Origin of the sequence: Kribbella sp. VKM Ac-2568 (genome assembly GCF_004345365.1) — a bacterium.
GTDB classification, from domain to species: Bacteria; Actinomycetota; Actinomycetes; order Propionibacteriales; family Kribbellaceae; genus Kribbella; species Kribbella orskensis.
Genome location: NZ_SLVF01000007.1, coordinates 251447 through 277599 on the forward strand (window position 1 = coordinate 251447; position 26153 = coordinate 277599).

26 protein-coding genes are annotated in these 26153 nt (G+C 68.4%); 7 read left to right on the forward strand and 19 right to left on the reverse strand.

The annotated features are described in order from the left end of the window. Positions 1-2: 2 nt before the first annotated feature. The 4 genes from EV648_RS22005 to EV648_RS22020 are packed head-to-tail and all read right to left on the reverse strand — an operon-like array spanning position 3 to position 2310. A complete protein-coding gene (locus EV648_RS22005; RefSeq protein ID WP_132294811.1) occupies positions 3-344 on the reverse strand; it encodes a PRC-barrel domain containing protein in 342 nt (113 codons plus the stop codon). Then, entirely contained in the window at positions 331-630 is a 300-nt protein-coding gene (locus EV648_RS22010; RefSeq protein WP_132294814.1) for a hypothetical protein, read from the reverse strand. Before EV648_RS22010 ends, EV648_RS22005 begins: the two co-directional genes overlap by 14 nt. A gap of 1 nt (position 631) precedes the next feature. After that, complete coding sequence (locus EV648_RS22015) at positions 632-1861, reverse strand: NRAMP family divalent metal transporter (RefSeq protein WP_132294817.1); 1230 nt, start codon at positions 1859-1861, stop codon at positions 632-634. Next, positions 1858-2310 carry a hypothetical protein gene (locus EV648_RS22020; RefSeq protein ID WP_132294820.1) on the reverse strand — a complete coding sequence of 151 codons (453 nt, stop codon included), beginning with the start codon at positions 2308-2310 and terminating at the stop codon, positions 1858-1860. Before EV648_RS22020 ends, EV648_RS22015 begins: the two co-directional genes overlap by 4 nt. Before the next feature lie 148 nt (positions 2311-2458). On the opposite strand from EV648_RS22020, the gene EV648_RS22025 reads away from it, so the two are divergent. Then, positions 2459-2809, forward strand: coding sequence for a hypothetical protein (locus EV648_RS22025; RefSeq protein WP_132294823.1), 351 nt, complete (start codon positions 2459-2461; stop codon positions 2807-2809). A gap of 4 nt (positions 2810-2813) precedes the next feature. Here EV648_RS22025 and EV648_RS22030 read toward each other — a convergent pair whose 3' ends face one another. The 3 genes from EV648_RS22030 to EV648_RS22040 are packed head-to-tail and all read right to left on the reverse strand — an operon-like array spanning position 2814 to position 8250. Further along, positions 2814-3350 carry an isochorismatase family protein gene (locus EV648_RS22030; RefSeq protein WP_241995467.1) on the reverse strand — a complete coding sequence of 179 codons (537 nt, stop codon included), beginning with the start codon at positions 3348-3350 and terminating at the stop codon, positions 2814-2816. An 11-nt stretch (positions 3351-3361) separates the two neighbouring features. Further along, entirely contained in the window at positions 3362-5017 is a 1656-nt protein-coding gene (locus EV648_RS22035; RefSeq protein ID WP_132294829.1) for a family 43 glycosylhydrolase, read from the reverse strand. Further along, entirely contained in the window at positions 5017-8250 is a 3234-nt protein-coding gene (locus EV648_RS22040) for a DUF2961 domain-containing protein (RefSeq protein ID WP_132294832.1), read from the reverse strand. The genes EV648_RS22035 and EV648_RS22040 overlap by 1 nt, the downstream gene beginning before the upstream one ends. A gap of 248 nt (positions 8251-8498) precedes the next feature. On the opposite strand from EV648_RS22040, the gene gndA reads away from it, so the two are divergent. The 4 genes from gndA to EV648_RS22060 all read left to right on the forward strand — a co-directional run bounded on the left by gndA (position 8499) and on the right by EV648_RS22060 (position 12063). After that, positions 8499-9974 (forward strand): NADP-dependent phosphogluconate dehydrogenase, encoded by a 1476-nt coding sequence (gene gndA, locus EV648_RS22045; protein WP_132294835.1) that lies wholly within the window; start codon positions 8499-8501, stop codon positions 9972-9974. 203 nt (positions 9975-10177) lie between these two features. Further along, positions 10178-10666, forward strand: a complete 489-nt coding sequence (locus EV648_RS22050; RefSeq protein ID WP_132294838.1) for a DUF6319 family protein — start codon at positions 10178-10180, stop codon at positions 10664-10666. Positions 10667-10982: 316 nt separating this feature from the next. After that, entirely contained in the window at positions 10983-11540 is a 558-nt protein-coding gene (locus EV648_RS22055; RefSeq protein WP_132294841.1) for a DUF6817 domain-containing protein, read from the forward strand. A 109-nt stretch (positions 11541-11649) separates the two neighbouring features. Continuing rightward, the gene (locus EV648_RS22060; protein WP_132294844.1) at positions 11650-12063 is read left to right on the forward strand and encodes a hypothetical protein; all 414 of its coding nucleotides are present in this window, start codon (positions 11650-11652) and stop codon (positions 12061-12063) included. Between the two features lie 785 nt (positions 12064-12848). Here the strand turns inward: EV648_RS22060 and EV648_RS22065 are convergent. The 12 genes from EV648_RS22065 to EV648_RS22120 all read right to left on the reverse strand — a co-directional run bounded on the left by EV648_RS22065 (position 12849) and on the right by EV648_RS22120 (position 23414). Continuing rightward, positions 12849-13571, reverse strand: a complete 723-nt coding sequence (locus EV648_RS22065; RefSeq protein WP_132294847.1) for a PIG-L deacetylase family protein — start codon at positions 13569-13571, stop codon at positions 12849-12851. Positions 13572-13580: 9 nt separating this feature from the next. Beyond that, a complete protein-coding gene (locus tag EV648_RS22070) occupies positions 13581-14882 on the reverse strand; it encodes a D-arabinono-1,4-lactone oxidase (protein ID WP_132294850.1) in 1302 nt (433 codons plus the stop codon). Further along, complete coding sequence (locus EV648_RS22075) at positions 14879-16033, reverse strand: amino acid deaminase/aldolase (protein WP_132294853.1); 1155 nt, start codon at positions 16031-16033, stop codon at positions 14879-14881. Before EV648_RS22075 ends, EV648_RS22070 begins: the two co-directional genes overlap by 4 nt. A gap of 43 nt (positions 16034-16076) precedes the next feature. Further along, the gene (locus EV648_RS22080) at positions 16077-16733 is read right to left on the reverse strand and encodes a hypothetical protein (RefSeq protein ID WP_132294856.1); all 657 of its coding nucleotides are present in this window, start codon (positions 16731-16733) and stop codon (positions 16077-16079) included. Positions 16734-16843: 110 nt separating this feature from the next. Beyond that, positions 16844-18250 (reverse strand): M15 family metallopeptidase, encoded by a 1407-nt coding sequence (locus tag EV648_RS22085; protein WP_132294859.1) that lies wholly within the window; start codon positions 18248-18250, stop codon positions 16844-16846. 99 nt (positions 18251-18349) lie between these two features. Then, on the reverse strand, positions 18350-19459 hold the full coding sequence (gene dapC / locus EV648_RS22090; protein ID WP_132294862.1) for a succinyldiaminopimelate transaminase: 1110 nt from the start codon (positions 19457-19459) through the stop codon (positions 18350-18352). Positions 19460-19461: 2 nt separating this feature from the next. Beyond that, on the reverse strand, positions 19462-20418 hold the full coding sequence (locus tag EV648_RS22095; RefSeq protein WP_132294865.1) for an alpha/beta fold hydrolase: 957 nt from the start codon (positions 20416-20418) through the stop codon (positions 19462-19464). Between the two features lie 44 nt (positions 20419-20462). Then, positions 20463-21059, reverse strand: a complete 597-nt coding sequence (locus tag EV648_RS22100; protein WP_132294868.1) for a TetR/AcrR family transcriptional regulator — start codon at positions 21057-21059, stop codon at positions 20463-20465. Between the two features lie 111 nt (positions 21060-21170). Further along, a complete protein-coding gene (locus EV648_RS22105) occupies positions 21171-21596 on the reverse strand; it encodes a MarR family winged helix-turn-helix transcriptional regulator (protein WP_132294871.1) in 426 nt (141 codons plus the stop codon). A gap of 109 nt (positions 21597-21705) precedes the next feature. Continuing rightward, on the reverse strand, positions 21706-22002 hold the full coding sequence (locus EV648_RS22110; RefSeq protein WP_132187654.1) for a co-chaperone GroES: 297 nt from the start codon (positions 22000-22002) through the stop codon (positions 21706-21708). A 44-nt stretch (positions 22003-22046) separates the two neighbouring features. Beyond that, complete coding sequence (locus EV648_RS22115) at positions 22047-22331, reverse strand: DUF3618 domain-containing protein (protein WP_241995469.1); 285 nt, start codon at positions 22329-22331, stop codon at positions 22047-22049. A 39-nt stretch (positions 22332-22370) separates the two neighbouring features. Beyond that, positions 22371-23414 (reverse strand): glucose 1-dehydrogenase, encoded by a 1044-nt coding sequence (locus EV648_RS22120; RefSeq protein WP_132294877.1) that lies wholly within the window; start codon positions 23412-23414, stop codon positions 22371-22373. 172 nt (positions 23415-23586) lie between these two features. On the opposite strand from EV648_RS22120, the gene bcp reads away from it, so the two are divergent. Both bcp and EV648_RS22130 read left to right on the forward strand, forming a co-directional pair. Continuing rightward, a complete protein-coding gene (bcp, locus tag EV648_RS22125) occupies positions 23587-24054 on the forward strand; it encodes a thioredoxin-dependent thiol peroxidase (RefSeq protein WP_132294880.1) in 468 nt (155 codons plus the stop codon). Between the two features lie 420 nt (positions 24055-24474). Beyond that, complete coding sequence (locus EV648_RS22130) at positions 24475-26103, forward strand: substrate-binding and VWA domain-containing protein (RefSeq protein ID WP_241995470.1); 1629 nt, start codon at positions 24475-24477, stop codon at positions 26101-26103. The last annotated feature ends 50 nt before the right edge of the window (positions 26104-26153 follow it).

Here is a 26153-nt window from a genome sequence, read left to right on the forward strand (position 1 = left end):
GCCTAGTAGCGGGGCATCTCTTCAAGGGGTTTGAGGTCTTCGCGGCCCGAGCGGGCTTGGACGGTGCCGTCCGTGACGGCGGCAACGTCCTCCCACGGCAGGTATAAGACAGCACCGAGGCGGCGGTGGACCAGCCAGCGGAGCAGGGCAGGGCCGACGTGGCGTTCGTAGCCGAAGAGGCGGGTGGCGTGTTTCTCCACCACGATCAGGCCGTCCACGCGGAAGGCGGCCTGCATCGACGGCTGGAGCGGTCCGTCCTGGACCAGGCGGACGTCGGCCACGCCGCCGATGTCGTCACCGGCGCGGTCGAGGACCCGATGGCCGAGCAGCTCATTCAGTCGCATCGCCGGCTCCTGGAATCTTGTCGATGATGTGCTGCTCGACCCAGTCGTCGCCCTTGGTCAGGTCCAGGTCGCCGGGCAGGATCTTGATCGCCGAGTCGATCGCGACGATCTGGGTGGCCGGGATCCGTTCGTGCCCGGAGATCAGCGCCGTCAGCACCGGGATCCCGGCGTCGAGGTCGAGCTCGACATCGTCGACCTTGCCGAGCAGTTCGCCGGTCCGCTCATGGATCAGCTGCCGGTCCAGCAGATGCAGCTGTGCGTGCAGCACCCTTCCTTCGGCGGCCATCTCAACGCCCCGCTCTCGTCACGATCATCAGCGGGATCGCCGCGATCGATGCCAGTAGCAACAACCCCAGGTAGACCAGGGCGAAGAAGTTGAGCACCCGGCCGTTCTTCTGCTCACCCATGTAGTCGGGATCGTTGGCGATGATGAGGATCGGCAGATAGGTCAACGGCAGCGCCATCGCCGCGAAGACCACGGAGTACTCCGTCACCTTCACCGGGTCCACCGCGGTCATCAGCACCAGGATCGACAGGATCAGGCAGATGATCATCACCACGTGGAACCGGGACGCCTGCCGCGGCCGCACGAACTTGCCCCACTGCCAGCCGAAGTACTGCGCGATCGTGTAGCCGCAGGACAGGGAGGTCTCCAGCGCCGCGCCGAAGGTCGCCGCGAACACCCCGAGCAGCACGATCGCCAGCCCGAGCTTGCCGAAGGCGACCGCCGCCGGGAGGGTCACCTGGCCGAGCGTCTCGACCTGGACCCCGATCGGCAGGTAGAGCACGGCCGCGCACCCGGCGATCGCGAGCGACAGCAAGCCGCCCAACGGGAAGCCGATGAACACGTTCGACCGCTCGGTGACCAGGTCGCGTCGGTCCCACTTCTCCTCGACCCCACCGGAAGAGAAGAAGAACACCTCGTACGGCGTCATGGCGGCTCCGAACAGGGCGATCCCGTAGTAGGCGTAGGTGGCCCAGGTCTCGTGGCCGATCGGGCCCGGACTGGTCGCCTGCTGCACCAGGTCACCCCAGTCCGGGCCGAGCTTCCAGAGCGCGACGGCGAACACGATCAGCAGCAGGCCGAGCAGGCCGAACACCTGCTCCAGATGCGAGAACTTGACCCGCCAGATCACCAGCCAGACGGCGAATGCGGCCAGCGGCATCCAGAGCAGGTAGTTCACCCCGCTGGCCAGCTCGAACGCCAGCGCCACACCGCCGATCTCCGCGATCAACGTCAGCAACGTGACCAGGAACGACGCGATCAACGCGAACAGGCCGGTACGCCGCCCGAGCCGCTCGCGGATCAGGTCGAAGACGGGCCGCCCGGACACCGCGACCACCCGGCCCGACATCTCGGCGTACAGACAGATGCCGATCACCCCGACCACCACCACCCAGGCCAGCCGCATCCCGAAGCGGGCGCCGACGAGTGCGTTCGTGACCAGGTCGCCGATGTCGACGAAGCCGCCGATGGCCGTGAGGATGCCGAGGGTGACCGCGAACAGCCGCTTCACTGGGCGCGCTCCCCCAGCTGCTCCAACTGCTCGGCGGTCTTGTCCAGCTGCGCCACCAGCTGCCGCACGGTCTCCAGGTCTCCGCTGCGCACCGCGATCCGAAGATCGGTGACGCCGTCCGCGGCGTTCGCCAGCGCCTCGGAGTACAGGTCGTAGGTCTGGCGGGACTCGTCGGTCTCCGGCTGCCGCGCGTCGAAGGTGGTGGCGACCTGGCCGAGGGCGTCCTCGGCGTCGGTGACCATCACGGTCGCCGGCTGGGCCCAGATCCTGCCGCCGAGCAAGGACTGCGCCGCCAGTTGTGCCGTCCTGACTCCGGACACCGCCTCCCGCGCCGAGCGGGCACCCTCGGACAGCATCTGCTGGTCCGGATCACCGCAGCCGGCCAGGCCCAGGATCAGGCTCAGAACCAGGCTGGCCGTCACCCCGAATGCCGCGAGTCTCCGCCGCATGTTCCCTCTCCCCAGTCCGATAGTCGTGCGGCGAACCGGTACCCACGGGTGCGGTCGGCAAATCGTGGACTAAGGGTCTACTTCCTACCGAGGCGGCGGTGCAACCAGGTAGCGTCGCAGGGGTATGAGCAGCCGAGGAGGTCGCGCGGTGAACCAGTTCCTGGCCCGGGTACGGCTGTTCTGGCTGTCCCGGAGCCCCCGGACGCGAGCGCTGGCGGTGCTGGCGCCGTTCATCGCGGAGTACCAGGCGATGACCGGGATGGATCTCTCCGATCGCGTGCTCGGCGACAGCGTGCTGCTCAGCCTGGCCGCCATGTACACCTCGCTCCCCCGGGCCGCCGAGCAGAGCGCCGAGAACTGGATGCGCGACTGCCAGCTGGCGGTGGATCGCGCGGCCAACCCGAACTGGCAGCTCAACCAGCAGGCGAACGAGCTGCTACCCGAGGTCTCCGAGGCGATCCGCCGGCGGCTCCGCTATCTGGATACCCATACTCCATAAGCCTTCACTGCTGTGGACTCAAGGCGGCGACGTACTCCGTGCCGGTGCAGGTGGTGCCGAAGCGCGGGAAGATGTAGCTGACCGCGAAGTCGTGGGCGGCTTCGTCCAAGCCGGTCATCGCGTCGGTGACGAAGACCGTGTTGTAGCCGTGCTCGTCGGCGGCGCGCCCGGTCGACTCGACGCCGAAGTTGGTCGCGATCCCGCCGAGCACGACCGTCTCGATGTCCCGCGACCGCAGTACATCGTCCAAGCCGGTCTGGTGGAACGCGCCCACCGTGTGCTTGACGATCTCCACGTCACCCGGCTGCGGGTCGAGCTCCGGCGCGAGTCCGCTGCCCTCGGGCTGGACGTCGACGCCCGGTCGCTCGACCCGGACGTTGACGACCAGCCCGCCGACGGACCGGGTCGCCTCGGCCAGCGCGACACACCGCTCCAGCACGTCCGGCCCGGACAGTGGCGCCGTCTCCAGCGCCACTATCCGGGGCATCAGGTCGATCAGGACAAGTGCGGTACGACGCGGTTCCAGCTCGAGAGTGGTCACGTCTGCCGACATTAGTTGAGGTCGTCGGCCAATCGGTTGGCGAGGGTGGTGTCCTTCTCGGTACCGGAGAAGCCGAACCGCCAGGTGCCACCGGAGTACGAGCCCGGGGGCAGCGCGCGGCCGCCGGGTTGCCACAGGGGCTGCCAGGCAACGGCTCCGTTGGGCGGGTCGTACCAGTGGTTGTCCGCCGACCAGGCCGATCCCTGCTTGTAGGCGGTGACGACGCTGAGACCTGAGCCGGTCGCCATCGACCAGTCCGGGAGTCCCGCGACGTCGCCGTTGCGCCCGAAGCCGCCGGGATCGCCTTGGTCGCCCAGAGCCGAGTCGACGTTGAGCGCGACCTCCCAGACGGGTGCCGTGGTCTGGCCGGCCACGTTCCACCGGAGGTTGGTGTCGAACGTCTTCGTGCCGAAGGAGAACGACCAGTCGGCGGTGATCGGCTCGTCGCCGAACGGGATGCCGTTCAGCTCGATCCTCGCCGACTTCGCCTTGACCCGGGCCGCGGCGCCGGCGGTGTCGGTGGCACCGAACGTTCCGACCGCGAGATAGGGCGCGGTCGATCGCGAGGACGAGTCCAGCGCGGGCTGGTAGCTACCCCGGCCGGACGGGTCCACCTCGAGCTTGGTCAACGCGGCCCTGGGTTGGCTCTGCACAGTCGCCCGGTAGTACTTGCTGCTGACGACCCGGCCCTTGGTGATCTGCAGCGAGTCGAAGTCGAGCGGCGCGACGTACAGGCCGCCCTTGCCCCAGCCCGCGCCAGTGACGTACCACTTGCTGCCGTCCTGGACCACCTCGGCAGCATGGGCCGCGATCGTGCCGACCTGCTGATCGATGGTGAAGTGCAGCGGGTCGTTGCTCTTGTAGACCTTGGTGACCTCGTAGCCGCCGTCGCAGCAGATGAACAGGTACCAGTCGCTGCCGCGCTGCACCACGAACGGCGACTCGGTCGGTCCGCCGAAGGTGCCGGTGGCCGGGTGCTCGAACGCCGTCTGCCGGTCGCTCCAGTGCCGCAGGTCCGGACTGGTGCGGTAGGCAACGATGTGGTTGCCACCGCTCGGGGACGAGTTGGCGGTGTAGTACATCACCCATTGGTTCCCGACCTTGTGCACCATCGGGTCCCGGCCGTCGAACCCGTCGGTGAACAGCGGGTTGGCTGCATCCCTGGTCCAGTTGACCAGATCCGTCGAGGTCGCCAGTTGCATCCGGTACGCCGTGTGGTCGGGCGTCCCACCGGCATAGAACATGTAGTAGGTGCCGGCGTCATACGTGACGTACGGCGCCCAGATGTGGCTCTCCCCGGCGGCCGGATCCGCGACCAGTGCCGGTGGTTGCTTCGTCCACGGACCGTTCGGCGTGGGTGCCGTGGCGTGGCCGAAGCTCTTCTCGTCGAGCGGGTTCGCCGGCTCGGCGTGCGTGATCGCGTAGACGTGCCAGGTGCCGGTCTTCCGATCCTGTACCAGCGTGTGGTCGTTGTAGTACCAGGGACTGGTCTCCCCGACGCTCGGGTCGTAGACCTTGACGAACTTGCCGGCCGCGACCACCTTGTCGACCTTGACGAACGGCACGCTCTTGACCTTCGGCCCGCTGGTGGCAGCCGCCGAGAGCGGTACCGCCGCCAGCATCAGTCCCGCGAGCGCGGCGACGAACTTGTTCCACCGCCGGGTCATCAGTTCACCTCCAGATCGAGCAGGTCGACACCGACGAGGTAGCCGATCGCGGCCGGGTTCTTGCCGGTGATGGTGATCTTCAGCTGATGCTTGCCCGCCGCAAGAGTTGCGTTGCCGAGGTCAACCGTCTGGGTGGAGACACCCGCGGCGGCGTACCCGTCGAACGAAGCGAGCTTGGTGCCGTCGACAGCGAGATCAGCGATCCCGTAGTCCGCCGCCTTCGTGAGCACGGTCGACAGCTTGTAGTTCCCGGCGCTCGGTACGGAGAAGTCGAGAACCACGTTGTCGCCGGCCTTCGTGCCGTGCACCCACAGTTGCGCGCCACCGGACCAGCTGACCCCGCAGCAGTTGCCCTGCGGATCAGCCGGAACCGTCCCGGAAACCACTGGCAGCAAAGTCTCCGCCTCGACCCGGACCGTGTTGCCCGAGGTCGCCTGGGCGGTGGCGGACTTGCCGCCCTCGTGCCCGGCGAGGTCGACCGCGGAGACCCGGTACTCCCAGGTCTCGTTCAGTCCGATTCCCTTGTGCAGGAATCCCGGGGTGTTGCTGGTGCCGATCAGCTTCTCGCCCGCGCCGGACTTCGCGCCGTACACGTTGTACTTCGCGATGCCGCTGTCATCGGCGGTGTCGGACCAGGTGAGGGTGATGGCGTTGTCGGTGCGCCCGGTGGCCGTGAGGTTCTGCACCTGCCCTGGAGCCTGCCGGTCGGAGTACGGGATGACGGAGGACTGGACCACGTAGCTCGCCGCCGTCCAGCTCGGGCCACTCGGCTGCAGCTCGACGGTGAGCTCGGTCCGGCCGAAGGTGAGTGCCGCCGGCAACTGGAAGTTGTCGTCGAGCCAGCGTTGCCGGTCGTTGCCCAGCGGCTGCAACCAGGTCCCCGCATCCTTGCCGTCGACAACCACCTTGGCCGACTGCCAGCCGGCGTTCTGGTCGCTGGTACGGCGCAGCGTCACGCCGCGGTTGACCGGATCGACCTCGACGGTGAACCGGATCGGAGCGGTCGTGGCGCGCACCTGGTCGGTGAATACCGTGTCGTCGTGATCGCCCTCGTAGACGCTGGTGAGGTCGGCCTGGGTCGCCTGTGCGTCGGTGTACCCGTGCTGCTGGCGGCTCTGCGCCGAGCCGACGTCGATCCGGTCGGTCTCCCGGGCGCCGAACTGCCCCGCGGAGTACAGGTAGGCGGTGGAGCCGTAGACGGCCGGGTGGTCGTTCTGCTGGCCGTGCTCGATGCCGAAGGTGAGCTGGTTCTGGAAGTCGACGGCGTCGGTGATGTGCAGGCGGAACGCGCTGTCGCACTCGTTCTTGCACTCACCCGCCTGGACCTCGTGGCCGGAGTTGCCGTGGAAGGGCGTCGAGTAGGTGCCCTGGTTGAAGTACCAGCCGGACTCGTAGTAGTCCTCGGTGCCGGTGCCGTGGATCGCCGGGGTGCGCTCGCCGTCGACATACACGCGCTCGTCGCCCTCGAGGTACCCGCGGGTGTTGCCATCGGGCTGCAGGCCCTCCATGGTCTGCGAGACGCCGACGAACTTGCCGCGTCCGGTGGTGTTCGCGATGGTCCAGTCGCTGCCCATCGCCGGCTCCGCCCGGTTCGAACTCGTGGTGAAGTAGCCGCTCTTGCCGGTCACCAGATCGACCGCGACCTTGGCGTCCCGCGCCGAGGTGACCTCCGCCTGACCACCCGACAGCTTGTACTGCGAGGTGTTCACCAGGGTGACGGTGGCGCGGGCGAGGTACGGCATCGGCCACCAGGAGGAGTACCAGCCGTCCGGGTCCATCGCGAAGAACAGCGAGCGGACCTCGTTCTCACCGAGGCCGGAGCCGAAGAACTCGCCGATCGGCGAGTCCACCCGCTTCTTGCCATCCACGGTGACCTGGACCCGTACGCCGGAGAGCAGCGCGTCCGAGGACTTCACCCGAGCCGCGTCCTCCGCCGTGGCGGCGTACGGCATCGAGTGGGAGCCTTCCCAGTTCTGCTTGGTGATCGTGTAGCCGTGCGCCTGCTCGTCGGCGACGTGCGCGGGTCCGACGTCGAGGGTGTCGGTGCGCTTGGCGGTGCCGCCGACGATCGAGTCGGCCCAGTAGGTGAACTCGTTGAAGTCGAGGTCGGAGGAGACGAACTCGTTCCGGATCTGGATCTGCGACTTGCCGGCGGTCGCGCTCGCCGGCAGGTCGACGACCTGGTCCGCCCACTGCGCACCCTTGGCCGGGAGCGGCGTCCACTCGCCTGCCTGGACGCCGTCGACGAGGATCTTGGCGCGCTGGTTGCCGATCCGCAGATCCATCCGGCGGATCAGCTTGACGCCGGTGTTGGCCGGGTCGATCTTCAGGGTGAACTGGCTGCCGCCGAGGAAGGCGCGGCCGTCGTCGGCGAACGACTGCAGGTCGAGCCCGACGATCTGCGGCAGCTTCAGGCGGAGCGCGCTCAGCTCACCCGGTCCCTGGTTGTCGGCCACCGTGAGTTGCTTGCCAGGGGCAAGGTCCACCGGCTTGGCGGTCGTCTTCGCATCCGGCTTCGCGGGCTTCGGGTCCTTCGTGCCGAACGACTTCAGCAGCGCGACGACGTCCGCGGCCTTGTCGGTCGGGTCGAAGGTGGTGACGCCGCTCGCGTCCGGGAACTCGCGGTAGTCGACGTGGTAGAAGAGCGGGTTGTTCTGGACCGTCACCCGCATCGAGTTCTTGTACGGCATCGGCACCCGGAGGTAGACGCCGCCACTCGTCTCCAGGGCGTTGGCGACGAGCGGGTAGACGAAGGGCGAGCCGAGCTTGCCGTCCACGACGTCCTGCAGGCTCGCGTCGACGACCTTCTTGCCGTCGACCTCGACGGTCAGCTTGCCGGTCTTGCGGACGTCACCCTCGTCGCGGGTGAACCAGATCGAGGCGATCTCACCGGGGCCGGAGTCCTCGGCGAGCACGCAGCCCGCGGCGGTCGTCCTGAGGCACGAGTACTTGCCGTCGAAGCCGTCGTTGTTGGTGCCGTCGCGGCCGAAGCTGGAGAACTGCTTGCTGCGGACAGCCGTCGGCAGTTCGGGGAGGCGGTCGAGCCGGCGGTAGACGTCCCACCCGACCGGGCCATTGCCGCCTGCCAGGGACGCGGCGTCCGCAGTACGGGCTGCTGATGAGCCCGCGGAACGGGCTTGTGGGGTGGCGGCGGCGGTCGACAGGGCGGCGGCGGGAAGCACGAGAACTGCTCCGAGCAGCACCGTGGCGGTGCGTCTCAGCAACCTGGTCATGGGCGGACCTCACGATCTGGGAAATCGATTTCTCAGATATCTACCATCGGAGCGCGGTGCTTGAGAAGAGTTCGAAGGCGTTTACTTCCTGCACACGAACTGCTATTACGCGCGCCCTCGCGCAGTTGCGGCAGAAGCGGAATCGAACCGGTTGTCCACGAGTTGGCACCCGGTAGACCGGGCCGCTGCCATCAGCGCCAGACTGGGTCCCGGCACTCTTTCCCAGCACTCACCCGCAGGAGAATTCCATGAGCAGTGTGCATGCTGACCCCACCCCACCACCCCGGTCAGGTGCTCCAGCCCAGATCGCCGTCACCGGTCTCGCGGTGATGGGCCGCAACCTGGCCAGGAACCTGGCGCGCAACGGGTTCCGCGTCGCCGTCCACAACCGGTCCCAGGCCCGGACGGACGCGCTGATCGAGGAGTTCGGCCACGAAGGTGAGTTCACCCCGGCCGCCGACCTGCCCGCGCTGGTCGCCTCCCTGGAGCAGCCGCGCAAGATCATCATCATGGTCAAGGCCGGCGAGCCGACCGACGCCGTGATCGACGAATTGGTGCCGCTGCTCGACGAGGGCGACATCGTCGTCGACGCCGGCAACGCGCACTTCGCCGACACCCGGCGGCGCGAGGACGCGCTGAAGGCCAAGGGCCTGCACTTCGTCGGCAGCGGTGTGTCCGGCGGCGAGGAGGGCGCGCTGAACGGCCCGAGCATCATGCCGGGCGGTTCGCCGGAGTCGTACGCCGCGCTCGAGCCGATGCTGACCAAGATCTCCGCGCACGTGAACGGCGAGCCGTGCTGCGTGCACGTCGGCCCCGACGGCGCCGGCCACTTCGTGAAGATGCTGCACAACGGCATCGAGTACGCCGACATGCAGCTGATCGCCGAGGCGTACGACCTGCTCCGGCACGTGCTCGGTCTCAGTGCCACCGAGATCGCCGACGTGTTCCTCGAGTGGAACAGGGGCGACCTGGAGTCGTTCCTGATCGAGATCACCGCCGAGGTGCTCAGCCAGGTCGACGAGTCGACCGGCGGGCCGTTCGTGGACGTGGTGCTCGACCAGGCCGAGCAGAAGGGCACCGGCCGCTGGACCGTGCAGGTCGCGCTCGACCTCGGCATCCCGGTCAGCGGCATGGCCGAGGCCGTCTTCGCCCGCTCCCTGTCCGGCGACGTCGTACGCCGCACCGCCGCGGCCGGGGTGCTGCCCGGGCCGTCGGAGGCGAAGGCCGACGTGGACCGGGACGCGTTCATCGACGACGTCCGGCACGCGCTGTACTCGTCGAAGCTGGTCGCCTATGCGCAGGGCTTCGACGCGATCCGCGCGGCCAGCGACCAGTACAACTGGAACATCGATCTGGGCGCGATGGCAACGATCTGGCGCGGCGGCTGCATCATCCGGGCTCGCTTCCTGGACCGCATCAAGGAGGCCTACGACCGGGACGCCGACCTGCCGTCGCTGCTGGTGGACGACTACTTCAAGGACGCCGTCACCAGCGGCCAGGACGGCTGGCGTCGCGTCGTCGCGACCGCGGCCACGGTCGGCGTACCGGCTCCTGGCTTCTCGGCCGCGCTGTCGTACTACGACGGACTGCGGGCTGAGCGGCTGCCGGCTGCGCTGATCCAGGGGCTCCGCGATCTGTTCGGTGCGCACACGTATCGACGTACGGACCGCGGGGGCACCTTCCACCTCGACTGGTCCGGCGACCGCAAGGAACACCAGGCCTGATCTTCCGGCCTGATCTTCCGGGACTCGTCCTGTCGGCCGGCCTCACGGCCTGATCTTCGCAGCGAGCCCGGCCCGATCTCACCGAGCGGGCAGGGCTTGTCGCGTGGCGTGATTGGCTTTCTGGGTCGAACATGTGTTCTAATACACTCTCAGCGCCAGCCCGCTTCGGCGGGGACATGTCACCCAGGGAGATCGCCGCAACGATGACTGTAGACACTTTGGCAGTAGAACCGCAGACCGACGTCGCCGACACTCCCGACGACGCAGGTGTCATCACTTCTGCCGACTCTTCCGTTGCCGCGGAAGCAACGTCGGGCGACTCGCCAGCCGGCACCTCTTCGGCTGACGCGGACGCCCCGGCGGCCGAGGCCGTCGCGGAGAAGCCCAAGCGCGCCGCCAAGAAGGCGCCGGCCGCGAAGAAGACCAAGACGCTCGAGCTCACCCTGACGGTGACCGGCACTGCCGACGGTGAGTGGCACGCCGAGCTCAAGCAGGGCAGCAGCTACCTCGCCCGCAACCTCGCGGTCGCGGCCGCCGCGGTCTCGCGCGCCGCCAAGGAACTGCACGAGGACCTGTCCGGCCCGATCGACGAGGTCATCGACGCGGCTCGCGAGCAGCAGGCCGCGAAGGTCGCCGCCCTGGAGGCCGAGCTCGAAGCAGCCCGCAAGGCCCTCGCCGAGCTCGCCGAGTAGTTCCCCCGATCGGTTTCTCGCAACACCCCGATCGGCTTCTCGATCGGTTTCTCGTAACTCCCGATCCGTTCTCGCAACACCCCGATCGGCTTCTCGGTCGGTTTCTCATCTGGTTTCTCGACGGTCCGGGCCCGAGGCGTCCGGCGCGGAGTGGTCGGGAAGGTAATGGGGAGGTGCCGGATCGGTGACCTGTGGTGATCCACAGTGTGACCGATCCGGCACGCCGCTTCCCTGGGCGAGGCGGTGTCGCGCGTCGTACCGTGTTGGCCTGGGCCGGTCCCGTTGGGCCCTGACCGCTCCGAACAGAAGAGGTCAGATGAGCACATTCCAAGACCTGGGATCGCTGTTGCTGGTTCGCGGTGCGGACGAGCTGGACCACGCCGGCGGCACCCTGTACGTGCACCTCCACCGGGTCGCCAAGCGGCTCAGAACGCTCGGCGCCTCCGAGACCCTCGTGATCGCCGGCCTCGCGCACGCGGCGTACGGGACGGACGGATTCCCGACCCACCTGTTCGACTGGCAGCAGGAACGCCCCGTCCTGGAAGCCGTCATCGGCACCGACGCGGAACTGCTGGTCTACCGGTACGGCTCCTGCGAGCGCGAGACCACCTGGCGCGACCTCGCCGAGCACAACACCGTCACCGACCGCTTCACCGGCACCTCGGAAGAACTGACCACCGCGGAGCTCCGCGACTTCGTCGACCTCACCATCGTCAACGAACTCGACGTCCTGGAGCACGCCCCGAAGCTCGAGCCCAAACTCCGCCCGTTCCTCCAGGAACAGATCCCCCGCTGGCAGTCCCTGGCCTCGCCCGCCGTCCTGGCCGACGCCCACCGCGTCCTGGACGTCCAGCCCCAGGCCCACCCGGCCTGACAGCCACGCCTCGACCTTCTCCGTCACGGCCTGCGCCACCTCGTCGCGCCACTACGAGGTCTGGCCGGTATTCCTGGAAATCGACCCCCGGGCGACGCATGATCGAACCATGGCCCGCTACGAAGTGATCGCCCGCGCCAAAGTCGACCGGCGCCTGTCCAACTCCACCTACATCGACGTGGCCCTGATGTCACAATCCCTCGACAAGGGCATGCGTCTGCAACGGATCGAGGACCTCCCGGACGGCGGGATCGCCATCGTCCTGCAGCACAACCTCAGCAAGCGCAAGCACGACGCAGCCGCCGGAATGGCCAACCGCAGCCTCGCCCAACTCGGCATCCCCGCCGCACAGGTCCAGCAGATCGACCTCCTCCGCCTCTCCCGCAAAGGCCGCACCCTAGTTCGCTCCTGGGTAGGCCCCGACAACCCACCCGGCCCAGACCCCGCCGGAGACCGCGAGCCCCGCAACCCCCTCCCCACCCCACCCCACCTCAAGATCTCCCTAGACCTCCCCAACAACTGACCCCCACCAGCCGCCCCTTCAACTAAGCGTCGAGTCGTGGATTGAAGGTGTGGTAAATCGGTTGCCTCGATACGAAATCCACGACTCGACCGCGGGTGTGCCGAGGGTGTGGATAACCGGCGACCTCATGCGACGGAATGCGCGATCGTGGTGGGGTGGAAAGGGGTGACGGGAAGCCGTTCAGTGTGAGCGAGGCGCGGGCAGCAGGGATCACGCCGCAGATGCTCCGCGGCGATCGGTACACGCAGGTACTTCGCTCGGTGTACGTGCGCGCTGACGTAGTCGTCTCCCCGCGAGTACGGGCTTAGGCAGCACTGGTGTTGGTCCCGGAAGGAGTGCTGAGCCATCACACGGCGCTTGAGTTGTGGGGCGGCAGTGGTCCCGTCGATGACCAGTTGCACGTGAGTGTTCGGCGTGATCCGAAGGCGGCACTGCCACGTGTTCACGGCCTGCGCGTGCACGAAGTACAGGAGCTGGAAGTCATAGGGTCTGCCGGGTTGCCACTGACGCCGCCTGCGCGAACCTTCATCGACCTGGCGAGCTGCTGCGGATTGAGCGATCTCGTGACGGCCGGGGACTCACCCCCCAAGCCGCCTAACCACCCGCGCAAACCCATGAGCCCCCACTCACTCGTGGATAGGCGCTACCACCAACGCATGAGCTGCCGCTCATTCGTGGATCGGAGTCGTCGGCAACCGCTTTCCCGTCCCTAGATCCACGACTCGGCGAAATAGCGGGTGGCGCACCCCGGGCCAGCGCGGGGGTGAGGTGGCGGAGGGATGGGGTTACGGGGTTAGGACTTCGAAGGCGGCTGCGTAGGTGGTGCCTAGGCGGGTGCCGGCGGCGCGGGAGATGCCTTCGAGGAATTCGCTCGGGTCGAAGTGGGGCCAGTTGAGGCCTTCTATGTAGGCCTTGTGGGCCTTCAGCGACTGGACGCCCAGGTCGAAGGTGTCGGTGGTGTCGACGGCGTGCCGGGAATGTGGGGAGCCGCCGGCCCAGACCTGGCGTACTCCGTTCCAGCGTTCGCCGTCGCCCTCGAAGATCCAGCGGTTCGCTGCGTCGCGGACCGCGTCGAGGGTGGCGCGGCCGGTGTTGATGTGGTCCGCCTGGTTCAGCGTCGCGTTGCCGTCCCAGGTGTCGCGGAAGTTGTTCGTGATGACGATCTCCGGCTGGTGCCGCCGCACCGCACCCGCGATCAGCCGGCGCAGTTCCACGCCGTACTCGATGGTGCCGTCGGGTTGTCCGAGGAACTCGACCACAGGGACTCCGACGATCCGGGCCGACTCGATCTGCTCGGCCTCGCGCAGCGGGCCGCACTCGGCCGGCGGGATGCCGTCGATGCCCGCCTCGCCGGAGGTGAGCAGGCAGTAGACGATCTCCTTGCCCTGCGCGGTCCAGCGGGCGATTCCGGCGGCGGCGCCGAACTCCAGGTCATCGGGGTGCGCCACGACGGCCAGGGCCTTGGTCCAGTCCTCGGGCAGCGCTTCCAGCGGCTCAGGTGCAGTCATGCCCGAAGGCTAAGCCCCGAACACCTGCCGTGTGTACGGATTACCGAAGACCCGCTGCGGGTCGAGCCGGTCCCGGACCGCGAGGAAGTCGTCGAACCGCGGATACCGCTCGCGGAGTTGCTCCGCGCCGAGCTTGTGCAGCTTGCCCCAGTGCGGCCGGGCGCCGAAGGGCGCGACAATCTGCTCGAACGCGTCGAAGTACTTGTCGTGCGGGAGCCGGTGGTACTGATGGATCGCCACGTACGCCGTGTCGCGCCCGTAGGCGGTGGACAGCCAGATGTCGTCGGCGGCGGCCACCCGCACCTCGATCGGGAACGGGATCCGCTCGCCCGACCGGTCGATCCAGGCCCGCAACTGCCGCACCACCTCGACCACGTGCTCCCGCGGTACGGCGTACTCCGACTCGCGGAACACCACGTTCCGTTCGGAGCAGAACACCTTGTACGACGAGTCGACGTACTCGCGGGCCGACAACGCCCGGGAGGCGAGCCGGTTGATCCGCCGCACCAGCCCGGGTCGCCGTACGGACAGGCGGTTGGTCAGCTCGAAGACCCGGTTGGACAGGAGTTCGTCGTCGACCCAGCCGCGGATCCGGCCGACCGGGGACGGGCCGACGCCGGGCGCGACCCGGTTGTTCCGCTTGGTCAGCGCGATCTCGGTGTGCGGGAACCAGTAGAACTCGAAGTGGTCGTTGCCGTCGGCAAGTTCATTGAAACCGGTGAGCACCTCGCCGAGCGGCAGCGGCATCTCCTGCGCGCGAAGCAGGAAGGCAGGTACGGTCTGCAGCGTCAGCGCGGTGATCACGCCGAGCGCGCCGACCGACACCCGGGCGGCGTTGAAGACGTCGGCGTTCTCCTCGGCCGAGCAGTTCAGCACCGAGCCATCGGCGGTGACGAGCTCGAGCCCGACGATCTGGGTGGCGAGTCCGCCGAGCTTGGCGCCGGTGCCGTGGGTGCCGGTGGAGATCGCCCCGGAGATGGTCTGCTTGTCGATGTCGCCCAGGTTCGCCATCGCCAGGTCGAATGACGTCAGGCCGGCGTTGAGCTTGGCGAGGCCGGTGCCCGCACCGAGGGTCACCTTGCCGGAGACCGAGTCGGCAGAGGTGATCGAGGCGAGCCGGTCGAGCCGGACCATCACCTGCTCGGGCACCGAGCATCCGGTGAACGAGTGGCCGGCGCCGACCGCCTTCAGCCGTTTCCCCTGCTCCGCGGCGACTTTGACCGCTGCCGCGACCTCGTCCACGGACGACGGCCGCAGGACCTCCAGCCCGGTCGCCGACTCGGTGCCGGCCCAGTTGCGCCAGGTGCTCATCCGAAGTTCTTCCCCTCACCCCGGTACGTTACGAGCTCGGTCAGTTCGTCGCCGTCGATCGCCTGCAGACGATCGAATCGTTCCAGCATCTCGCCCGCTTTGGCATAGCGCATCCACACTCGATCGCCGATCCGCAGTCCCCGCGCGTTCTCGCCCTGCACCGGAGTCTGGACCTCGCCCGCGCCCTCGGTGCCGAGCAGCTTCAGCCCGAGCGGCCAGGTGGGCGAAGGCAGCCGCGACTTCTTGGCCGGTCCGGAGGCGATGTACCCGCCGCCGTACAGGGTGGCGATCCGCGGCGTCGGGCGGCGAACCACCCCGAGCGCGTAGGCGACCGCGTGCTCCGGCTGGAAGACGTCGTACTTGTCGAAGAGAGTAGGGCCGTAGAGACCCGAGCCCGCGGTGACCTCGGTGACGGCCGGGTCGGCGCTGCTGACCTCGATGCTGCCGGTGCCTCCGCTGTTGACCAGCCGCAGCGGCGCCACCTGCTTGAGGGCATCGACGACCGCGCCGCGGCGGTCCGACAGCTCGGAGGCGGACAACCGCTTCACCAGGCGAATCGCCGGCGAGGTGTCCGGCAGGCCCGCGATCTGCGCCTCGTAGAACATCACGCCGACCAGTTCGAACGCGTTGTCCGCGACCACCCGGCGGGCGAGGGCGAGCACTTGCTCCGGGGTCCGCAGCGGCGAGCGGCGAACGCCGAGGTGCTGGCCGAGGATCCGCAGCGAGGCGTCCACGTCGAGGCAGACCCGGATCCGCTCGCCTCCTCCGGTCGCCGCCTTGATCAGCGCGAGTTGCTCGTAGTCGTCGATCATCAAGGTGATCCGCGCGGCCGCTTCCGCGTCCGCGGCGAGCTCGCGCAGGGCCCCGCGGTGCACGGTCGGGTAGCCCATCAGGATGTCGTCGACCCCGTTGCGCGCGAGCCAGAGCGCCTCGGGCAGCGAGTAGCCCATCACTCCGTGGAAGCCGGGCCGGTCGAGCGCGGCCGTGATCAGCGCACGGCAGCGCACCGACTTCGACGCGACCCGGATCGGCGTCCCTCCGGCGCGACGCACGAGATCGTCCGCGTTCCGCCGGAAGGCCGCCAGGTCGACCACCGCGTACGGCGGCTCGAGGTCAGCCGTCAGCCGCTCATACCTGTCGAAGTCACCCATGTCAGGAGTTTAAGGGCAACAAATACTGAAAGGTAGTACATTTTTACGGCGAATCGACCACAGCCCGAAGTTCCGGTACGACGCTCCGCGCCCAGGCGGTCTCGCCGGCAGGCGCGGCCGATTCCGCCGCCAGCAAGGCCACCGTGGCCCCCTGAACCACCGAGACCTCCACGAACGCTTCGGCCCCGGCGTACCGGCGTACCGATGCAGCGGCCGTGTCCTCGGACCACAGACTCTGTACTGCGAGTTGGGCGTTGGCGTCGTTCCCACAGGCGGTCATGCGTGCCTGGTAACCGCGGTAGTAGGTAGTGGCCTTGTCCGCGTCTCCGAAGCGAAGCACCAGCGCAGTGGCGGGTGTGGCGCGACTGGTGCGATAAGAACCCTGCAGAGCGTGCTGCGGGACAGGCAGCGAGTCCTTCGGCAGTTGCTTGGCGCAACCGATGGGCAGCGCCTCGAACGCGGCCTGGTGAGCCTCACGGCGACGCGTCCAGGTTTCGTTGCCCTGGAACCCCGCCTCGGCTCCACCGGGATCCGTGTAGGTCTTCCAACCGGCACCGAGCTTCGCCGCGGCCGGCAGGTTCTTGGCCGACACCGGACCGGCCGCGGCGGGTGGAGGTGCCGTGGCCTGCTCCGGAATCTGCGGAGGCTCGGCAGCATCCGTGGGCTTGGCCGTGCTCAGGGTGATCGTCGGAACGGGCACCGTTCCACCTGCGTTGGCCGGGGGCGCGGGAGTGGGCGCAGCAGCGGGCTTCTCGGAACTGCTGCAACCCACCAGCAGTCCGAGAACAGCCACGGCCGCTACTGCGAGCCTCACTTCGGCTCGAAGTGCTGGTAGTCGGGCTTGCTCCAGCCGGCACCCCAGAAGAAGCCCAGGCTGCGCAGTGAGCGGGTCGGCGTACTGGTGCTGAAGAGCATGCCGGGACGGGACACGCTGCGGTTGCGATAGGCCAGGCCGTTCGACGGGTACCAGACGTTGTTCGCCGCGAGGTACGGGTTCTCGACCGTGTTGATGTCGATCGCGAAGCCGTAGGAGTGCGGCGACAGGGCATACGGGTTGCCTGTCACCTGGCGGCAGTTGAAGACCGAGGTGTTGTCCGCCGCCATCGCCCGGATGTCGCTGCCGTCGAAGACGTCGACGCGCTGCATCCGCCGGATCGGGAACTTCGCGTTGAAGGAGGCGGTCCAGACGGAGATCATCTTCGCCACCGCGGCGTCGCGGACGATCAGTTCACCACGGTGAACGACGTGGTCGAAGCCCCAGTAGTTCACCAGGAGCCGACGCAGCGAGGACGGCCGGACCGGGCAGCCCGCGCGATAGGTCTTCGACACGAGCCCCGTGGTCACCGCGAAGACCCTCGCGTTCACCAGCGCCTTGATCGTGATCACCGCGTACGCCGACGCCTCGACCGAGGCGGCCCCCACTCCGAGGGTGATCACCCGGACGGTCTTGGTCGTCGGCAGGTTGTCCGGGACCGGCACGGCGAAGGTCCCGTTGGGGGCGATCCACGCGCTCGTCAGGGTCCGCCACCCACTGCCGTACCGGTCCTGCAGGCCGACGAGTCTCTTGCCGGGCTCGGCCGGGGTCAGCCGGCCCGTCATCTTCACGCCGGACACGACGACGTACGACGCGGCCGGCTTGTTCATCACCAGGGTGCGGTTGAGCACGGTGACGGTGCGGTCGGGTGAGCCGCCGTTCGAGCTGGGGAAGAGGACGCCGACGTTGGCCCGGAAGAGGTTCTTCGACGGGTTCGGCGAGATGTAGACGAACTTGTAGGCCCCACCGGTGGTCGAGCGGGTGCGAGAGCGCATCACCCAGGTCGTGCCGACCTTCTCCCACAGGGTCAGGTAGAGACCGTTGTAGCCGTTGAGCACCTTGCCGGTGAAGGTGATCGGCCGGTCCTCCCACGCTGCCGCCGGCTGGTTCAGCGTCAGCGCATACGGCACCGCGGTCGGCGTCGGTGGCGGCGTCGTCGGCGGCGGCGGGGTCGGAGGTGGCGTCGTCGGGTCGTCGGCGGCAGCGCCGGCGTCGGACTTGGTGACGGTCGCGGGAGGCGCGGTGGTCGGGTCGTCCGAGGCAGCGCCCGCCTCCGGCGACCCGGTGTCGATCGCGGCAGGTGTGTCTGTCGGCTCCGGGGACGCGGCGAGGGCCGCTCCCGGAACCAGTCCTAACAGCAGCGCTGCCGCTACAGCAGCCGAGCCGAGGCTACGAAACTTCATGGCCAGTCCTCTCCACCCCAGGAGAGCCCTTTTGGCACCCCTACTACCTACTAGAGGCAGTCACCAAGGAAGACGTCACACCGGCCCCGAAAGGTTCGCCTAGTCCTGCAGCCTTTTCACTGCTGCGTCCACCCGCTCGTCCGTACCGGTGAGAGCAATCCTGACGTGCCGGTCGCCCGCTGTTCCGTAGAACGCCCCCGGAGCGACCAGGATGCCTCGATCTGCCAGTGCTGCGACGGATCCGTACGCATCGTACGACGGGTGCTCGGCCCACAGGTAGAGCCCGCCCTGGGACAAGGTGATCGTCCAGCCGGCGTCGGTGAGTGCCTGTCGCAGGACCGAGCGGCGGCGCAGGTAGCGCTCGCGCTGCTCGTCGACGTGCGCGTCGTCCGCGAACGCGGCCGCCATCGCCGCCTGGATCGGTGACGGCACCATCAGCCCGGCGTGCTTGCGGACGGCCAGCAGTTCCGCGACCACCGCCTGGTCCCCGGCGACGAAACCGGCGCGGTAGCCGGCCAGGTTGGACCGCTTGGACAGCGAGTGCACCGCGAGCAGGTTGTCGAAGGAGCCGCCGCAGATGTCCGGGTGCAGCACCGACACCGGCTTCGCGTCCCAGCCGAACTCGGCGTAGCACTCGTCGCTGACCAGCAGTACGTCGTTGGCCCGGGCCCACTCGACGGCCGCGCGCAGGTCGTCTGCCGAGGTGATCTCGCCGGACGGGTTCCGCGGGGAGTTGAGGTAAGCCACCCGGACCGGACCACCGTCGTACTGCGTGGGATCGGCGACCGGGATGCTCGTCGCCCGGGCGAGCGCCGCGCCCGCCTCGTACGTCGGGTAGGCGAGATCCGGGATGAGCACGGTGTCGCCGGCGCCGATGCCGAGCAGTGTCGGCAGCAGCATGATCAGTTCCTTGGTGCCGATCACCGGGAGGATGCCATCCAGCGGATCCACGCCGGGCACCTCCAGGCGGCGGGCCAGCCAGTCGGCGGCTGCCTGCCGCACGATCGACGTACCGATCGTGGTCGGGTACGACGGCGCGTCGGCCGCCTCGGCGAGCGCCTTCTTCACCAGGTCCGGCACCGGGTCGACAGGACTACCGATGGACAGGTCGACGATGCCGTCGGGATGCGCGGCCGCCTTCTGCTTGAAGGGAGCGAGCTTGTCCCAGGGGAAGTCGGGCAGACGGCTGGAGGTGGTTGCGAAGGTCACCCCTACATTCTCTCCCGTACTGCGAACGCCCCGTCGGCGACCGCCCGTTCCCCGGACACCTGAGGGCCGTGACCGGCTCTGGCGTACGGGTGGGCCGCGGCGAGGAACCGCCGGGTGGACTCGACGACCTCCTTGTCCCAGAGCACCCGGTGATGGCCGAGCCCGTCGGTGAGCTGGACGGTTGCGCCCGGCCACACCTTGGCAGCCGCCAAGGTCCCCTGGTACGGCGTCTCGTGGTCGCCTCGGTCGTGGATCGCCAGCAGCGCGGGCAGTTCGCGGTCCTCGGCCAGAGCGTCGATCACCAGGTCCATCCGATAGCTCTCCATCGTGCCGAACTTGCGGGTGAACCGGCGCAGGAAGCTCGCGCGGACCCGCGGCCCGAACCCGAAGGCCGTCTGGAACATGTCGAGCGTGTGCACGAAGTCCGTGGCCGCCGCGAGGAACACCACCCGCCGGGGTGCGAACCCGCTCCGCAGCGCCAACGCGGTAGCCGCCGCGCCGAGCGAGTGAGCCACCACCCCGTACGCCGGACCCTGCGCGGCCACTACCGCCTGGAAGGCCTCCGCGAGCTCGGGGAGTGAGCTCCGGGTCGGGCCGTCCCGACCGGCGTCCGAAGCACCGTGGCTCGGGCCGTCGTACGTGACGACGCGGAAGCCCTCAGCGACCAGCGGCGGGATGTACGCGGCCAGCTGCAGACCCCAGCCGCCCCAGCCGTGCACGAGGTAGACCGTCGGACCTTCACCCCAGGCCTGACCGCGCAACATTCCGCCCTGGAAAGGGACCTCGAAGGTTTCTGCCGCGGGGAGTTCGACGCGGAGCCGCCGCGCCTTCTCGGAGATCGGCGGGAAGCGGAACCAGGCGCGGTCCAGCAGTTCGGCCCCGACCCCGGGCGCGATCTTCTCGAGGATGCGGAAGGCTCTGACTAAAGACCGACCGTTCGTGCTTTTCTTTGCCGCCACGGGGTGCTCCTCGTTCACAGGGGATTCAAGCTCAGTTCCGGGCTCTACTTCTTGGCCGCTCGGATCAGCGCCTCGAAAGCGGTGCGCGCCCGATCCTGGGCCTTCGGGTCAGCCAGCAGCCGGCTGGCGTGGTGGCAGGAGAGCAACACTCCCCTGATGTCGAACGCATACTGCTCGGGGTCGGCATCGGCGCGGAACTGGCCTTCGCTGATGCCGGTCCGGAAGACGGTGGCGAGCGTGTCCGCGTAGTCGAGCTCGACCTGGACCAAACGGTCGCGGACCGGGCCCGGCGGAGCGTCGTCCAGCTCGGCGGACACGCTGGCGAAGAAACAACCACCAGGCAGGGAAAGGTCCCCACTGTCCCAGCGGAGCTTGCGGTCGAACAGTTCCCGCAGCCGCGGCTCCCCGCGAGGCGTCTTCAGGGCCGGCCGGATCACCCGCTCGGCGAAGAGCTCGACGGCCCGGTCGATCACCGCGACCTGCAACTGCTCCTTGGACTTGAAGTGGGCGAACAGCCCGCTCTTCGACAGCCCGGTCCTCTCCGCGAGCAGACCGATGGTGAGGCCGTTCATCCCGACCAGGCTCACCTGCCGCGCGGCTTCGTCCAGCACCGCGGCTCGCGTCTCCTCACCCTTGCTCATACCAGCCATAAAAGCACGAGCGTTCTATTCGCGGCAAGAGAATTCCTGCCGGGCGACGGTCAGATCCGGTCAGTAGGGACCGGCGACGTCAGCAGAGACCGGCGCTTCAGGTCAGCAGGGGCCGGCGCTCGGATCGAGTTTCTGGTGGATGGCGGCGCCGATGGCCTTCAGTTGGGTCAATTGCTCGGGCGTAAGAGCGTCGATGACGTACTCGCGGACGGTGGCGACGTGGCCCGGCGCGGCGGCGACGACCTGGGCATAGCCGGCCGCCGTGAGGGTGGCGACCGTGATCCGGCCGTCCTCCTCGGAGGGACGACGCACCACGAACCCGCGCTTCTCGAGGCGCTTCACCACGTGCGACAACCGCGACAGCGAGCCATTCGCGAAGCCGGCCAGGTCGCTCATCCGGCGCGAATGCCCGGGCGACTCCGACAGGCCTGCCATCACCAGATACTCGAAGTGAGTCAGGTCGGAGTCGCGCTGCAACTGATAGTCGAGCGCACCCGGCAACTTGAACAGCAACGCGGCCAGCGCCATCCAGGCCTCCAGTTCAGCAGGCTCCAGCCAGCGAACATCCTCGCCCGCCGGGCGAGGTTCCTCCCGCGGCAGACGAGATCTGCCGCGGCGGCTGCGTGCGTAGTACGGACTAGAGATAGAGGCCGGTCTGGCCGTCCTCGAGGCGGCCGGCGGCGACCGCGTGCAGGTCGCGCTCGCGCAGCAGCACGTAGTCGTCGCCGCGGACCTCGACCTCGGCCCGGTCCTCCGGGTCGAACAGGACCCGGTCGTTCACCTCGACGGTCCGGACGTTCGCGCCGACCGCGACGACTTTCGCCCAGGCCAGCCGGCGGCCCATCTGCGCGGTCGCGGGAATCAGGATGCCGGCCGAGGACTTGCGCTCGCCGACCTCGGGGTCGAGCGAGACGAGCACCCGGTCGTGCAGCATCCGAATCGGCAGCTTGTCGTCGTCGGAGAGACGTTTGCGAGGAGTCACCGGCGACCCACCAGGCGGCGGATCATCAGCAGCATCCCGACGACGCCCACCACGGCCCCGCCGACCGCGATCAGTTTCTGGGTGCGCAACTGGCCGCGCTCGTCGAAGACCTGCGCCTTCACCTGCTCGACCTGCCGCTTGGCGACGTTCTTCGGGTGCGCCCGGTCGACCAGTTCGTCCACGGTCGAGGCCAGTCGCGCACGGGTGGCGGTGATGTCCGCCTCGATCTGCTGGGTGCTCCGAGCCTGCTGCTTGGCGCTCTGAGCCTGCGTGTCCGACACCAGGGCTCCCTTCACTGTGTTTGATCACATCCTCGCAGGTCAGGCGCTGAGGTCGACGACCACCTTGATGTCGTCGGGCTCCCTGACCAGGGCCGTGGGCCAGTCCGACAGCGGCACGGTCCGGGTGATCAACCTGTCCACCCACTCCCGGTCTGCCGCCAGCAGCACGTCCACAGCGTCCGCGTAGTGCCGTTTCGCAGCGTTGACCGAGCCGACCAGCGCCGCGTTCCGGATCACCAGTTGCCGCGTCAACGCGTCCATCTGTACGTCGATCGCCGCCGGGCCCGGGGAGATCCCGGTCAGGCACATCACGCCCGCCCAGCCCAGCAGCTTCGCGCAGTCCACCACGACCTGCCCGGCGCCCGTGGCCTCGATGACCACGTCCGGTACTACATCCAGGTCGGCAAGGCTGGTCAGGTACTCAGCACCCAGGTCCCGCACCAACTCGGGCTTCGGCCCGTCCATCGCCCGGTCGAGCACGTGCACGGTGTACCCACGCTGCCGAGCGATCAGCGCCCCGAGCAGACCGATCGGCCCGGCACCGGTGATCAGCACCTGCTCCGGGGAGAACCAGGATCGCGCCGCCACCTGGTCGACCTGGTCCCAGGCCTTGGTGAGGATGCTCGTGGGCTCTACCAGTACTCCGAGGCCCCCGAGCTCCGTGGGAACCGGTACGGCGAAGTACGGGTCGACTCTCCAGCGCTCAGCGCCATACCCGTCCATCTCTTTGATGCCGCGCTCGGTGTAGCGGCCGTTGCGGCAGAAGTCCCACTCGCCCCGGGCACAGGCCGGGCAGGGCTCGGGGTCGGGCCTGCGGACGATTCCGGCTACGAGGTCGCCGGGGTTGAAGCCCGAGCCGAGCGGAGCATCCAGGACCCGGCCGAGGGACTCGTGGCCGATCACCAGCTTGTCCGAGCCGGGGCGGCCGCTGCCGAAGGCGCCGGAGACGAGTTCCAGGTCGGTGCCGCAGATGCCGGTGAGGAGTCCCTCGACCAGGACCGAGCCGTCCGCCTCGGGCGGTTCGGCCAGCTCGCCGACAGCGGCAGAGTCAGCCTTGCCCGGCACCACCGTCATCGCCCGCATGGCTCCACTCCACCCCGCCCCACCCCGACACGCAAGTCACCCCGCCGTTCCCCGGCTCCCGGCAACCGGGTCAGGCGAGCGGGGTACCACAGGCACCAGGAGCCACTTCCGCCTCGCGAACCGGCGTACGGCAGAATGTCTGACAATCAACCGATCCGTGGAGGGGCTCCTGATGTCCGAACGTCTGTCCGTCGGCGACGCCGCACCCGACTTCACCCTTCCCGACGCCGATGGCAACGACGTCTCCTTGGCGGACCTGCGCGGCAAGAACGTGATCGTGTACTTCTACCCGGCCGCGATGACGCCCGGCTGCACCAAGCAGGCCTGCGACTTCCGCGACTCGCTCGACTCGCTCGCGGCCGCTGGGTACGCCGTACTGGGGGTCTCCCCCGACAAGCCGGCCAAGCTGGCGAAGTTCCGGGAGCGCGACGGGGTCACCTTCCCGTTGCTGAGCGACCCGGACAAAGAGGTCCTGTCGGCGTACGGAGCGTTCGGGGAGAAGACGATGTACGGCAAGAAGGTGACCGGAGTGATCCGCTCGACCTTCGTGATCGACCCGGAGGGCAAAATCGCCGTCGCGCAGTACAACGTCAAGGCCACCGGCCACGTCGCCAAGCTGCGCCGCGACCTCGGTCTCTGATCTCACCTCCCCGCGGTTCGCCGCGGCCGTGAAGCCGGTCGGCGATCGTGAAAGACAACCTTTTCGGCACGGCAGGGTCTACTGGCTGCGGTCGTTGTCATGTCAAGGTTCGAAGGGAAACCCGCAACCGTTTCATGGGCATGGTGCATCCAACGGTCGCTTGAGCGACCAGTCACTGTGATTTGGATCACACGCCGACCTCACCGGACTGGAGTCGCTTAGCTACCCTCCGCGATATTTCGAGCCTCCTCAGGGACGACCAGTACCAGCCGCGCAGTCGGCGTCCAGATGCAACCCCTGGTCCACGGCGTGAACAAAGGTCGCCAACTTCGCCCTGACCAGTGCAAAGCGGGTAATCTGCGCCCGCAGTCTGCCTCTGGGAGGGAGGGACCTGCCGCGATGGGAAAACATTCCTCTGCGGTGACGAAAAGTAACAACAACCGTCGTCCGGTGTATCTGACCGCCGTCGGCCTACTGGTGCTGTCATTGGGCGCCGTCTTTGTGGTCCGCTCCTTCGGATCGGAATCGGGTGCCGACGGGTTCCTGGGCGGGAAGTCGTGCGACGACCCCACCCAGATCCGGCTCAGCACGACACCCGAGCTCCAGCCGCAGTTGGAGTCGGCCGCGAAGTCGCTGGCGAACAAGGACAACAACGACGGTCCGTGCTTGCAGTTCACCATCAGCGCGGCTCCCTCGGCGAAGGTCGCCCAGGAGGTCAAGAACGGAAATGACAACGGGCCCGACCTCTGGGTGCCCGACTCCTCGCTCTGGATCGCCCAGGCCGATGACGGGCAGACGGTGCCGGCCATCGCCGTGCCGTCGGTCGCCAGCTCACCCCTGGTGCTGGTCAGCCGGAGCGAGAACTTCGCGAACACGTCGTCGTGGCTCAGCTCGTTCGCGCCACCGAACTCGCCGGCGCTGCTCGACCCGCTGACCCAGTCACCCGGCACCTTGGCACTGCTGTCGATCGCGTCGGAGCGGGCGAAGACCAGCGCGACCGACCTGCAGACCGCCGGGGTCCTGATCCCGCTGGCGCAGCGGCTCGGCTCGATGGCCAAGCCGTACACGGACGTGAACGGGTTGTTCGGCCGGGCGAACCAGGACGGCAGCAACGTCGTCGTCCCGGCGTCGGAGGCGAGCTTCGTCAAGTACCAGGAAGAGCACCCCGAGGCGCAGCTGAGGGCGATCCTGCCGCGCACCGGAACGCTGGTGCTCGACTACCCGGTCGTCGTCACCGCCAAGACCAACAACGAAGCCGTCACCGAGGCGGGCAAGGCGCTCGCGGCGGAGATGCTCACCGACGCGGCCGGCCAGGCTCGCGACGACGCCGGCTTCCGGGACCCGCAGCTCAGCCCGCTCGGCGGCGGGCGTGGGGTCGGCGATGTCACCCAGTTGACCAAGCCGACCACGGCGGCGATCAACAAGGGCCTGCTCGAGTGGACCAAGCTGTCGCTGTCGGCCCACTCGCTCGCGGTGATCGACGTGTCCGGCTCGATGGCCGAGAAGGTCGGCAACAAGACCCGGATGCAGCTGACCATCGAGGCCGCCGCCAGCGGTCTGAAGCTCTTCCCGGAAAACGCGGCGCTGGGCCTGTGGACCTTCTCGACCAAGATCGGTGACCTCGGTGCCGATTTCCGGGAACTGGTCCCGATCGCCAAGCTGACGCCGGCCCAACGGCAGAGGATGCTCGGCAGCCTGACGACCCAGACAGCGATCCCGAACGGCGGCACCGGTCTGTACGACACGGCCATCGCCGCGGTCCGGGCGGTCCGGAGCAGCTACGACCCGAGTGCGGTCAACTCGGTCCTGCTGTTCACCGACGGCAAGAACGACGACCCGGGCAGCCTCAGCCTGGCGCGTGCCGTGCAGACACTCGAGTCGCTGCGCGACCCGGCCCGGCCGGTCCGGATCATCGCCCTCGGTATGGGGCCGGACACCGACGCCGGGGAACTGCGCCAACTGGCCCAGGCGACCGGCGGCCAGAGTTACGTGGCCCGCAACCCGTCGGACCTCCAGCAGGTCTTCATCGACGCGCTGCAGAACCGCTGAGCACGACCACCGGGCGAACCGCGTTCCCAAGTCCCTAAGATGGCGCTTGG